Here is a 12,020-nt window from a genome sequence, read left to right as displayed (position 1 = left end):
GTCCCGCCCGGCCGGCGAAAAATCACGAAAGCGCGTGATGCCGTCACGCGGTCAGCTCACGAGGATCGTGGAGGGCCGTGAACCTCGGCGGGACGCGGCCGAACTGTGATCGACGGAGGAGATCGAATGGGTGTTCGGGGCAAGGTCGCAATAGTCACCGGTGCTTCCCGCGGGATCGGCCGGGCCGTGGCCGAGCGGCTGGGCCGCGACGGCGCCAAGGTCGTCGTGCACTACCAGCACAACAAGGAGGCGGCCGAGCAGGTGGTGAGCATCATCGCGCAGGCCGGTGGCGAGGCCGTCTCGGTTTCCGGTGACGTCGCGGTGGCCGGTGACATCCGCGCGTTGTACGAGGTGGCCCGTACCCAGTTCGGCGCCGTCGACATCGTGGTGAACAACGCCGGCACGGTGGTCGGCGGCCCGGTCGAGTACATCTCCGAGGAGGACTTCGACCGGGTGATCGCGGTCAACCTGCGCAGTGTCTTCGTGTCGGCGCAGGAGGCGGCCAGGCATCTGTCCGACGGCGGCCGCATCATCAACATCTCGGCGCGGACCCCGGTCGCGGCGGTGGCGATGCTCGGCGTGTACGGCGCCACCAAGGCCGGCGTGGACGTGTTGACCCGTTCCCTCGCCCACCAGTTCGGGCCGCGCAACATCACCGTCAACGCGGTCGCCCCCGGGCCGACCGACACCGACCTGCTGGCACCGGACGCCCGTGCCAACCTCGACGCGATCACCGGTCAGACGCCGCTGCGCCGGTTGGGGCAACCGGCCGACGTGGCCGCCGTGGTCGCCTTCCTGGCCGGACCGGACGCCGCCTGGGTGACCGGCCAGACCATCTACGCCGATGGCGGAATCCTCTGACCTCCGATCCTGGGGTTGCCAGGTGGGCACCGGGTGTGGCGCGTCATGCCCGGTGCCCGATGGTGTCACCGACCCGACCGCACGACCTGTCCCGTGGAGGCCACTTGGTGCCGATGTCGACGATCAGCGAGGTGTAGGCTGCACCCGGTGATGGGCGCGTTCGTCCGTTGATCCGTTGCCGGCCGCGGGGGTGTGGCTCGTTCGTGCCGGTGAGCGATCGAGCCGAGGAGGCGGCAGGATGCCACGCCAGTTCCCGCTCGTCGGCCGGGACGACACGATGGCGGTGCTGGACAGCGCGGTGGCGGCCGTGGCCCGGGGAACGGGCGGCTGCGTCGTCGTCGAGGGGCCGGCGGGGATCGGCAAGTCCCGCATACTGGCGACGGCCATGGAGCTGGCCGGCGCGCGGGGCGTCAGCGTCGCCGCCGGGCGCGCCACCGAGCTGGACCGGGTGGCCCCGCTGACCACCTTCCTGGCAGCCCTGCGTGGTTCAGCGCCGCCGGTGCTCGACGAGTCCCGACTCGCCGACCTCACCCGGCACCAGGACGCGAAGTTCTGGCTCGTCGACCGGCTCTGCGAGTTCGTGGAGGGCTACTGCCGGGACCGCTGCCTGGTCATCGCCCTGGACGACGCGCAGTGGCTGGACGAACTCACCTCCCTGGCGCTGCGGATGATGGTGCCCGCGCTCAGCTCCGCGCCGCTGCTCTGGTTGTTCGCCCGACGCCATCCGGCCGCCCGGTCCCCTGCGGACGACACGGTGGATTGGCTGGTCGGCGAGGGGGCACGGCGGTTGTCGCTCGGCCCACTGGACCCCGGCGTCGCGGCGGCGTTCTCCGCCAACCTGCTGGATGCCCGACCCGGCCCGAACCTGCTCGCCCTCGTCGACGGTGCCGGCGGCAACCCGTTCCTGCTGGAGGAGTTGCTCACCACGCTCCAGTCGGCCGGCCGGATCAGGCGCGTCGACGACCTCGCCGAGATCTCCGGGGACCGACTGCCGGGCAGCTTCGTGACGGCCGTGGACCGCCGACTCACCGAACTTCCGGCCGGCACGCGCCGGCTGCTGGAAGCCGGATCGGTGCTCGGACGCCCCTTCACCCTGCACGAGGTGGCGGGTCTGCTGGCGCAGCCCGCGGCCGAGTTGCTCGATGCCACCCGCAGCGCGGTGGAGAGCGAAACGCTGGTGGACGACGCCGGCAGGCTGTGGTTCCGCCACAGCCTGATCCGCGACGCCGTCTACGACGGGCTACCCGGCGCGGCGCGTAAGGCGCTGCACCGGGACGCGGCGGCCGTCCTGCGCGCCGAGGGGCGCCCCTCTCCCGAGGTCGCCGCGCATTTCGTGAGCGGGGCGCAGCACGTCGGCCCGCAGGCGATGGAGATCCTCCGTGAGGCACTGGACGAGGTCGCACACTCCACACCCGGTGCCGCTGCCGACCTCATCCTGCGTACGCTCGACCTGCTGACCGAGCAGGACCCGGCCCGGCTCCGGCTCATCGCCGACGCCATCCGCCTGCTCGCCTCGGCCGGCCGGCTCGCCGAGGCCCAGCGGCTCGGCGATATCTACCTCGGCTGTGAGCTGCCCATCCCGGACGCGGCGGCGATCCAGCTCGGGCTGGCCGAGGCGCTCAAACACGTGGGCCAGAACCGCGAGGTGGTGGGCTACACCTCGCGCGCCCTCGACCAGCAGGGGGTGCCGACCCGCGACTGCGCCAACCTGCTCGCCGTTCAGGCGCACGCGCTGCTGCAGCTCGACGACCTTCCGGCGGCCCAGGAGAGCGCCGGCCGCGCGATCGAACTCGGCGAGCTGAGCGGCAACCATCCGGCCATCGTCTCCGGGGGCTCGGCGCAGAGCGCGGTCGCGTACGCCCGCGGCGAGCTGGATGTGGCACTGCGCCACGCCGACGACGCGGTCGCCCTGACCAATCGGGTGCACGGCGAGGCACGGCACCGGCACCCGCGGTTGTGGCTGGGCCTGGCGCTGGCGGCACTGGACCAGACCGAACAGGCCGCCGAGGTGTTCGCGGCCGACCGGCGGATCTCGGAGCAGCTCGGCACGGTCTGGTCCCACCCGCTGTCCTATCTCTTCCGGGCGGACCTGCTGCTCGCGACCGGGCAGCTCGCGGACGCGGAAGCGGAGGCCGAGGCCGGGTTGCTCGCCGCCGAACAGCTGGGCGCCACCGCCTGCGCACCCTCGCTGCTGGCCACCCTCGCACACCTTGCCGTCCGCCGGGCCGACCAGCTGGCGGCCCGGCGGTACCTGCATCGGGTCCGGCAGTACCTGGACGAGGGGGTGAGCGTCACGCCCGAGGAGGTGCGCTGGGAACTGGCGCTCTTCCAAGACGCGGAGGGGGATCCGGCAACCGCCTTCGAGACCGTCAAGGGCATCTACCCGACGCTTCGGGGGCGGCCGTATCTGCTGGTACAGGAGCCGTTGGCGGCGCCGCACCTGACCCGGCTCGCGCTCCAGGCCACCGCGCGGGACGAGGCGGAGACGGTGGCCGCTGCGATCCGGCGGCTGGCCGATCGCAATCCGTCCGTGTGCTCGCTCGCCGGCGCCGCCCTGCACACCGAAGGGCTGCTCGGCGGCGACCTGGACGCGCTGCGCGCGGCCGCGACCGCGTATCGGGCGAGTCCGCGGCCGCTGTGCCGGGCGTCGGCGTTGGAGGATCTGGCCGTGGCGGAGCAGAGCCGCGGCAGCAGTGACGCCGCGGCGCAGTCGATGGAGCTGGCGCTGAGCCTCTACGCCGACGCGGGTGCCCGCCGGGACGCCAAGCGGGCCAGGGACCGGCTGCGGGCGATGACCTCGCGGCGTTCGTCCAGGCGTGGTTCGCGACGGCCCAAGACCGGATGGGACAGCCTGACCCAGTCGGAGCTGCGGGTGGTCCGTCTGGTCGCCAGGGGGCTCACGAACCGCGAGATCGGGACGCAGCTCTTTCTCTCCCGGCACACGGTGGACAGCCACGTCCGGCACGCCTTCGGCAAGCTGCAACTGTCCAGCAGGGTCGAGCTGACCCGGGTGGTGATGACCAACAGCCCCGACCTCGACGATTCGGACAACTGATCAACCAGAGGTGGACGCGGTGGCGGCGGTGGTGCGAGCCACGATCAAGCGGGTCAGTACGGCCCCGAACAGCGTTGCGGCGAGCGCGCAGGACAGGGCCCACGCGTAGCCGGAGACCACCGCGTCGGTACCGTCCATCCGGCCAGTGACCGCGGCGGTGCGGCTGTCCGCGACCACTGCCAGGACCGCGAGACCGAGCGCTCCCCCGGCCTGGTACGTGGTGGTGGCGAGACCGGATGCCGCGCCGGCGACAGCGCCGGTGACGCCCGTCGTGCACACGACGAACGACGACACGATCGACATGCCGACGCCGAAGGCCCAGATCGCCGCGGGTAGCGCGAAGGCGACCGCGATGGACCGGCTGTCGCTGATCACCGCCGCCCACAGGCCCAGCGCCATCGCTTGGATGAGCAGTCCGGCGGCGAGGACGTTCGGCGGGCCGCAACGGAGGACTCTCGGTGCCGTCTGGGTGCCGGCGAGCATGGCCAGCGGTATCGGCAGGGTGATGAACGCCGCCTCGATGGGGCGGTAGCCGCGGACCTGCTGGAGGAAGAGGGCGACGAAGAACAGGGTGGAGATGAGAACGGCGCCGACCAGCGGGAAGATCAGGTTGCCGACCGCGACGTTGCGTCGCGCGAACAGCTCGGTCGGCAGCAGCGGTGCTGGTCCACGGAGTTGACGCAGCACGAATACCAGGAGCAGGGCGGCCGAGAGGACGAACTCACCGAGGGTGAGGCCGGAGGTCCATCGCTGCGCGCTGCCCCTTAACACGGCGAGGATGAGCAGGACCAGGCCGCTCGTGACGGCGACCGCGCCGACGAGGTCGAGCCGCACCTGATGCAGGCGCCCGGACCGGGGCAGCAGGCGTGGCGCGGCGAGCAGCACCCCGAGGCAGATCGGCAGGTTGATCAGGAAGATCCACTGCCACGCCGCACTGGTCAGCAGACCGCCGAGGACGAGTCCGACCGGCGCGGCGAGGCCGGCCATGCCGCTGAAGATGCCCAACGCCCGGTTCCGCCCGGCGCCCTCGGGGAAGATGTCCGTGATCAGGGCCAGCGCCGCGGGGGTCACCAGGGCCGCGCCGAGCCCCTGGAACAGGCGGCTGGCCACCAACTGCCACGGCGTGACCGACAGGGCGCAGGCCAGCGAGAAGGCCGCGAACAGGACGACCCCGACGATGAACAGCCGGCGCCGTCCGACGACATCGGTCGCGCGGCCGGCCAGCAGCATGAACCCGGCGAAACCCACGATGTACGCGTCGACGACCCAGGCGATCGTGGTGGACGAGAAGCCGAGCCCCGCCGAGATGCTGGGCAGTGCCACGTGCACCGCGGACGCGTCGATGACCGAGATGAACTCGATCAGGGCGAGGACCCAGAATATCGTCCACGGGTTCCGCGGGGCGACGCGCGCCACTCCGGCGCCGTAGGTTCCGACCTCAGCAGCACCCATATCGCAATCGCTCTCCGGCTCGCCTGCCCGCAAGGTCGACGATGGTCGACACCCCATCGTTTCGGCCGGCGGTCGCGGCGGCATCACGCGTTGTCGCGATATCGGCGCAACACCTCGCCACGGCGATCACAGATCACGGGAATGCGGGATGCCTCGGTGCGGGCCGGCGCGGAAGGCTGCTGAGGAATTCTCCTCGCCAGCCGACGTGGATGACCGCACCGGAAGGAATGCTTTGATCAACTTCGTGCACACCGTCCCCGTCAACGGCGACGACGAACTTCCGGAGCTCAAGGCCGACCAATTGTGGACGATCCTCATGCACAAGTCGAGGAATCCGAAGCTGTTCGTGCCCTCGATCACGAATTCGGAGGTGATCGACGATGCCGGCAACGAGTTCCTCCGCCGCATCGTCGTCCGCGGCAGCATCACCGTACGGGAACGGGTGCTGCTCGAACCGCAGCACCGGATCGTCTTCGAGCAGTTGGACAGCCCCTACCTGACCACCATCAGCAACGAGATCGGCGAGGACGACAAGGGCCGGCTCGCGTTCACGCTGATCGCCACCATGTCAGCATCGGGCGTCGAACGCAGCCGACGGGAGAACGGTTTCGTCGCGGAGACCGACGCGATGTTCTTCGACACAGCCCGCGCCACCGTCAACGCCGTCCGGCTGTACGCCACCGCCCACCAGGCCGAGCTGGCATAGGCCCGCCACTGGCGGTGCTGATGCACCGACCTGTCCGTACCGGGTCGACCGCCGGACAGGGAAACCAGGCGGCCGGTCCGCGTTCCGCGGAGATCGGGGAGACACCTCCGAGCCGCTGCGGGGGACGCGGGTAGCCTGGCCGCCGTGGTTCGCACCGTCTACCGCCCCGCGCGGCGCCGCTGGGTTCTTGTGCCGGCCGGGATCGTACTCACCGCGTTGCTGGCGAGCTGTGGCGGTGGTGCTCCGGAACGTGGCACCGACGACTCGGCGCCGTTCACGCCGCCACCGCCGCCACCGGTCTTCTACGTGGACCCGGAGAGCGAGGCCGCTCAGGAGGTCGACCGGTGGGAGCGTGCCGGCCGGGCCGCCGACGCGGAGACGCTCCGCCGGATCAGCACCCGCCCGAGCGCGAAGTGGCTGGTCAGCGGCGATGCGCCGGTTCGCAAGGAGGTTGACTCCTACCTGACCCAGGCGGCGCTCACGGGCCAGACACCGATCCTGGTCATCCACAACGTGCCGGACCGGGACTGCGGCCGGCAGGACTCCGGGGGAGCCGCGACCGGCCAGGAGTACCAGCGCTGGATCCGGGAACTGGCCGCCGGGATCAAGGGCAGGCCGGTCACCGTGGTCCTCGAACCCGGCGCGGTCGCAGACACCGTGGATCGGTGCGCCCGTAACCTCAAGGAACGGCTCCTGCTGCTGCGCGACGCGGTCGCCGTGCTCAAGAGCACCGGCACGGCCCGGGTCTATCTGGACGCCGGGCATCCCGGTTGGATCAGCGACACCGCATCGCTTGCCACGGCCCTGGGTCAGGCCGGTGTCAGGGACGCCGACGGCTTCGCGCTCAACGTCGCCAACTTCATCCGTACGCAGGACAACGTCCGCTACGGCCACCGGCTGTCCGACGCGCTCGGCGGCGAGGTCCGGTTCGTCATCGACACGAGCCGCAACGGCAACGGCCCGGCCGCCGGCGCCACCGTGGACGGCGCGCCGAGCTGGTGCAACCCGCCGGGCCGCGCGCTCGGCGAGGAACCCACCGACTCCCCCGGCCTGGACCGGGTCGACGCGCTGCTCTGGATCAAGTACCCGGGCGAGTCCGACGGAGCCTGCCGCCCCGGTGAGCCCGAGCGCGGGGCCTGGTGGCCCGAGTACGCCCTCGGGCTCGCCCGCAATCCGGCCGGCTGACCCGGGCTGCCACGGCGTCACCAGCCCGGGCAGGCCCGGGACCACCATAGGACGGGCGCCAGCTACGGCCGGCTGGGTGCCGGCGGCGCGAGCCCGGTCCGGCGCAGCTTCTGCCAGCCCAGCCGTCCACCGGTCAACGCGGTGATCACCGACTGGAGCAGCACCAGATACATCAGTTGCCGGTAGGCGAACTGCTGCAGCGGAAGCGCCCAGAGCACTCCGAGTTTCTCCCGGTCCAGTCGGAACGCCGTGATCGCGGTGACGAACTGCAGGCCGAGCATCGCCAGCCAGGCCAGCACGGTCTCCGTCCGGTCGAGGAAGACGAGGCCGTAGACGGCGAGCAGGTCGATCACCGGCGCGCTGAGCGGCAGCAGGACCCCGTACACCGCCAGGAAGGCCAGGCAGCGTCGGCTGAACCGTCCCGAGGTGCCCTGGTCGAGGACCGAGCGCCGGTGTTTCCACATCGCCTGGATGGTGCCGTAGCTCCAGCGGTACCGCTGCTTCCACAGTTGTCCGACGGTGGTCGGCGCCTCGGTCCACGCGCGGGCCGTCTCCTCGTACACCACGTGCCAGCCGGCCCGGCCCAGCGCCATGGTGATGTCGGTGTCCTCGGCCAGCGTCTCGTCGGTCATTCCGCCGACCTGGTTGAGCGCCTGCCGGCGGAACGCGCCAATCGCGCCCGGAACGGTGGGCATGCACCGCAGCGTCTCGTACAGACGGCGATCCAGGTTGAAGCCGATGACGTACTCGATGTGCTGCCACTTGGCGATCAGGCTGCCGCGGTTGCCCACCTTGACGTTGCCGGCCACGGCACCCACGCGCGGGTCGGCGAACGGTTGGACCAGTCGCCGGACCGAGTCGGGCTCGAAGATGGTGTCCCCGTCCACCATGACGATCAGATTGAACCGGGCCAACGCGACACCCGTGTTCAACGCACTCGGCTTGCCGCCGTTCGGCTTGCGAACCACCCGTACGTTCGGCAGCCGGAGGGCCTCGGCGATGTCGGCGGTGCCGTCGGTGGATCCGTCGTCGACCACGATGACCTCGATTCCGCCCGGATGGTCACCGCCCGCCAGGGACCGCACCGCCGCGGCGATGCCCTCCTTCTCGTTGTACGCCGGGACGACCACCGAGACCGGTTCGGTCACCGGCGGACCCCACGACCAGTCGTGACGCCGGCGCCGGCGTGCGTGCCGCAGGGCAAGCACGAACAGCAGGGCGGTACGTCCGAGGGTGAGCACCCCGACGATCACGAAGAGCACACCGAAGACGCTGAACATGGCATCGGCACCGCGCACCGCGAGCGCCAGCACGTCACCGCGCCACTGCTCGCCGGACACCGCCGGGGTGTGCCCCGCCACCACGACGCCCGCGTCGGCCAGCGTGAGGTTCAGCCCCTCGGTCAGGGTGGTGAAGCGGTAACCGCGCGCCTTCATCAGGGGGATGTACCGGTCGAGGGCGGCGATCGTGCCCGAGCGGTCACCGCCGGCGTCGTGCCACAGCGCGACAGCTCCCGCGTAGCCCGACGGTGTGGCGTTCGCGATCATCGTCTCGATGCTGGGTTTCGCCCAGTCCCTGCTGTCGACGTCGTTGACCACCGTGAGGTAGCCCAGTTCACCGGCCTGCCGCAGCAACGGCCAGTCCACGTCCGTGTAGGCGTCCGCCTCTGACGAGTACGGGAAGCGCAGCAGGGAGGTCCGGATGCCGGTGGCACTGGCGATCGCCATCTGGGTCTGCTCGTACTCCAGTTGGCGTTGCCAGGCGGGCAGGTCGGCGAGGTTGGCGTGGGTGAAGGTGTGCACGCCGAGCTCGTGGCCGGCCGCCACCATCTTGCTGGCCAACTCGGGATGCCGGACGACCTGGGTGCCCAGGACGAAGAAGGTCCCCTTCACCTGGTGCCGGTCCAGCACGCGGAGCACCTCCGGTGTCCAGCGCGGATCCGGCCCGTCGTCGAAGGTCAGTGCCAGGGTGCGGGGCGGCAGGCGGTGTGACTGGGTGCGCCCGTCGGCGCCGACGTTGAGGATGGGCCCGCCGGCGAGTACCTCGGCGGGCACCCTGTTCTGGCCTCCCGAGGTGGCCTTGTGATCGGGTACGAAGGCGGCGTTGGCGTACGCCTCGACGAAGAGCAGTCCCCCGAGGAGCACGAGCACCATCGCGAGGACCGTCCAACTGGGGCGCGGCACGATGCGCCGGTAGGCCCGGCGGGGATGGCGGGGCTGCGCGCCCGGCCGCGCGCCACTGCGGTTACTCACCGACATGCCCGTACCCGGTCGGGCCCGGCGACTTGGGCGCTGACGTCCCCGGCTTGGGCTTCGGCGACGTGGTCCGCGGCGTGGGGGTGGTGGCCTGGGTGGACGGGCGGGACGCGGTTGCCTTGGGCGACGCGGAGTTACGGGGTGTCGCGCTGGTGCCGGCCGTTGACGTGCCGGTACGAAGCGGGGTGGGCCGGGACGAAGGCTTCGCCGAGGTGCGGGTGGTGGGTGACGAGTCGGGTGCCAGGGTGGGGGGCGGCTGCCAGGTCGGGCTCACAGTGGGTTCGACGAACGGCACGATGGTCTCGGGACGCGCCGGACCGCCGGCGAAGCTCACCCCCACCGCCACCGTGTAGCCGACACCGAGCGCGCCGAAGCCGTACGCGAGGCGGCGTAGCCACCGCCGCCGCCGTCCGCTCGGGTCGACGAAGACCGGGGGCGGTTCGGGTACGGGGGGAATGACGGCGGTTTCGTCCACCCGCCGGAGTCTAGTTGCGGGAATAATTCGCTTTCGCGCCCGGTACGGTTCGGCTACGACGGCCTTCGATACTGGCTTGTGCCTCCGGTTCCGGCACGGTTTCCGGCGGGTCCGGCACGCCGGGCTCCACCGAGACCGCCTCCCACCGCCCGTTGTCGAACGGCTGCTCAGGCGGCAAGGCACTGGCCGGAAACAGCCGCCGGCGGGTCTGCTCCGCCAAGCACTCCTGGGTGACCGGCTGGGTGCAGCCGGAGGATGCGGCCCGCCCATCCATTCTCGGATGGGCGGGAACGCACCTGGCTAATGTTGCACGAGGTTGGTCAGGTCCACCTTGGAAACCGCGCCGGCGCGGACCTTGGCAACCGCGATCGGCTGGCCGACGACGCCGTTGGGCAGGTCGACCTGAACCTGATACACCCCGGGACGCAGGTGCACGAAGCCGAACCATCCGTCGCCGTCGGCGAGCCGGGTGATCGGCGCACCATTGGCGGTCAGCGGCCGCAGGGTGACCCTGACCTGATCGAGCGGCGTGCCCGTACGCAGCGTCACGCGGCCGGAGATGTGCCCCTCGGTGGGGCTCGCCTTCCACGGCATCACCGGCACGGCCGCCTTGTTCGCAAACGGGGCGTCCGGCCCGGTGGTCAACGCCTGGGCCAGCCGGTCCCGCTCGGCACTGCGGACGGACGGCGACTGGTTGACGCCGGCCTGGGTCGGGTTGGCGTAGGAATAGCCGCTCCAACCCGCGGCGGAGTTGCCCGAGGCGGTCGAGGCGAGCGCCAGGCGGACCTGCTCGACGCTGTCGGAGATGTCGTTGAGGTAGAGGGCCGGGCCGATCACCGCCTGCCGCTCGCCCTGCCAGTCGGCGAGCACCTCTGTCCACTCGTCGTACATCTGCTTCTGGTCGGGCATCCAGTTGCGCTTGTAGTTCATGGCCACGACCGTGTCCATGATTCCCTCGGCCATCCAGCCCTTCCAGTCCTGCAGCACCTCGGTGTACGGCCGGGTCTTCTCCCAACCGCCCATGGTCTGCGGGCCGAAGCTGTAGGTGATGCCGTCCATGGACAGGCGTGCCTGCCGGTCCACCTCCCACATGCCGAGGTAGATCTTGCGGACCAGGTTGGTCATCTGCGCGCGCCGCCAGTCGGAGAACTGTGGATCGGCGGGCAGGGGTGTGTCGGTGCGGCCGGTGACGGCGCGGAACCGGGCCAGCGAGGTCTCGCTGTAACCCCAGTCGCTGTGCGTGGTGGTGGAGCTGTAGTCGGGGTAGCGCACGTAGTCGAGGTTGATGCCGTCGACGTCGTACTGCCGCACGATGCTCTGGATCCCCGAGACGATGTAGTTGACCGCACCCGGGTTGGCCGGATCCATGAATGCGTTGGCGCCGACGAGTTCCTGGCCGTCGTGGCGTTTGTTGAGCCAGCGGTCGGATCCCGTGGCGGACTGCCCGTGCTTGTTGAAGACATGCTCGGGTGAGGAAGGCCGGGTGGCCGAGTTCCACATGGTGTTGACGTTGACCCAGGCGTGTACCTCGAGGCCCGCCGCGTGGCCCTGCGTGATCATTTCGTCGAGCGGGTCGTAGGGCAGTGGCGCGATCGCCGCGTCGGTACGCGGGTAGAGCGCTCGATTGCAGAAGCAGTCATAGCGCCGACCAACCTGGACGATCAGCGCATTGGCGTTGATCTTCTTGGCGTCCTCGACGAGATTGGTGACCTGTGCGGGGTTGTAGATGCCCTCGTTGAACCCGTCGACCCAGTAGCTGCGCCACTGCTGGGGCGTCACCGTTTCCGGTTCCGCATTCGCCGGGGTACCCAGGCCCAGCGCCAGGACGGCGACAGTGAGGACTGCCAGCGTTCGTTTTGTCAATGTCAATGCACCCTCCATCGTCGAGCTGCCTAAAAAAATCTGCAAGACGGGCAGGAACCATGGAGATTAGCTACAGCACGCTCGGCGGGCAAGGGGTCTGGCCTCCCCTGAGGCAGGTCGGCCACGCCCCGAGGGAGTTCGCACATCCGTCGCCGGCCGCCTGAGCGG

9 protein-coding genes are annotated in these 12,020 nt (G+C 70.7%); 4 read left to right on the top strand and 5 right to left on the bottom strand.

What is annotated here, in order from left to right; all coding sequences use genetic code 11:
• Positions 1 to 126: 126 nt before the first annotated feature.
• Both ACIRG9_RS21740 and ACIRG9_RS21735 read left to right on the top strand, forming a co-directional pair.
• Complete coding sequence (locus ACIRG9_RS21740) at positions 127 to 861, top strand: glucose 1-dehydrogenase (protein ID WP_402858660.1); 735 nt, start codon at positions 127 to 129, stop codon at positions 859 to 861.
• Positions 862 to 1,099: 238 nt separating this feature from the next.
• A complete protein-coding gene (locus tag ACIRG9_RS21735) occupies positions 1,100 to 3,916 on the top strand; it encodes an AAA family ATPase (RefSeq protein WP_402858657.1) in 2,817 nt (938 codons plus the stop codon).
• Here ACIRG9_RS21735 and ACIRG9_RS21730 read toward each other — a convergent pair whose 3' ends face one another.
• Positions 3,917 to 5,332, bottom strand: coding sequence for an MFS transporter (locus ACIRG9_RS21730; protein ID WP_402858654.1), 1,416 nt, complete (start codon positions 5,330 to 5,332; stop codon positions 3,917 to 3,919).
• Between the two features lie 268 nt (positions 5,333 to 5,600).
• On the opposite strand from ACIRG9_RS21730, the gene ACIRG9_RS21725 reads away from it, so the two are divergent.
• Both ACIRG9_RS21725 and ACIRG9_RS21720 read left to right on the top strand, forming a co-directional pair.
• Positions 5,601 to 6,074 carry an AtaL-like protein gene (locus ACIRG9_RS21725; RefSeq protein ID WP_402858651.1) on the top strand — a complete coding sequence of 158 codons (474 nt, stop codon included), beginning with the start codon at positions 5,601 to 5,603 and terminating at the stop codon, positions 6,072 to 6,074.
• A 144-nt stretch (positions 6,075 to 6,218) separates the two neighbouring features.
• Complete coding sequence (locus ACIRG9_RS21720) at positions 6,219 to 7,259, top strand: glycoside hydrolase family 6 protein (protein ID WP_402858648.1); 1,041 nt, start codon at positions 6,219 to 6,221, stop codon at positions 7,257 to 7,259.
• Between the two features lie 62 nt (positions 7,260 to 7,321).
• On the opposite strand, the gene ACIRG9_RS21715 is transcribed toward ACIRG9_RS21720, so the two are convergent.
• From ACIRG9_RS21715 to ACIRG9_RS21700, 4 genes are all read right to left on the bottom strand, one after another.
• Entirely contained in the window at positions 7,322 to 9,517 is a 2,196-nt protein-coding gene (locus ACIRG9_RS21715) for a bifunctional polysaccharide deacetylase/glycosyltransferase family 2 protein (protein ID WP_402858645.1), read from the bottom strand.
• The gene (locus ACIRG9_RS21710) at positions 9,504 to 9,989 is read right to left on the bottom strand and encodes a hypothetical protein (protein WP_402858642.1); all 486 of its coding nucleotides are present in this window, start codon (positions 9,987 to 9,989) and stop codon (positions 9,504 to 9,506) included. The genes ACIRG9_RS21715 and ACIRG9_RS21710 overlap by 14 nt, the downstream gene beginning before the upstream one ends.
• A 10-nt stretch (positions 9,990 to 9,999) precedes the next feature.
• On the bottom strand, positions 10,000 to 10,209 hold the full coding sequence (locus ACIRG9_RS21705) for a hypothetical protein (protein ID WP_402858639.1): 210 nt from the start codon (positions 10,207 to 10,209) through the stop codon (positions 10,000 to 10,002).
• Positions 10,210 to 10,289: 80 nt separating this feature from the next.
• Positions 10,290 to 11,852, bottom strand: coding sequence for a family 10 glycosylhydrolase (locus tag ACIRG9_RS21700; RefSeq protein WP_402858636.1), 1,563 nt, complete (start codon positions 11,850 to 11,852; stop codon positions 10,290 to 10,292).
• Between the last annotated feature and the right edge of the window lie 168 nt (positions 11,853 to 12,020).

Source organism: Micromonospora sp. NPDC093277, assembly GCF_044765245.1.
Lineage (GTDB): Bacteria > Actinomycetota > Actinomycetes > Mycobacteriales > Micromonosporaceae > Micromonospora.
This window is presented reverse-complemented; position numbering and strand designations above follow the sequence as displayed.

Excerpts from the sequence above, each read along its gene's own strand:
- ACIRG9_RS21740 (WP_402858660.1), top strand. The coding sequence starts at position 127 with ATGGGTGTTCGGGGCAAGGTCGCAATAGTCACCGGTGCTTCCCGCGGG.
- ACIRG9_RS21735 (WP_402858657.1), top strand. The coding sequence starts at position 1,100 with ATGCCACGCCAGTTCCCGCTCGTCGGCCGGGACGACACGATGGCGGTG.
- ACIRG9_RS21715 (WP_402858645.1), bottom strand. The coding sequence starts at position 9,517 with ATGTCGGTGAGTAACCGCAGTGGCGCGCGGCCGGGCGCGCAGCCCCGC.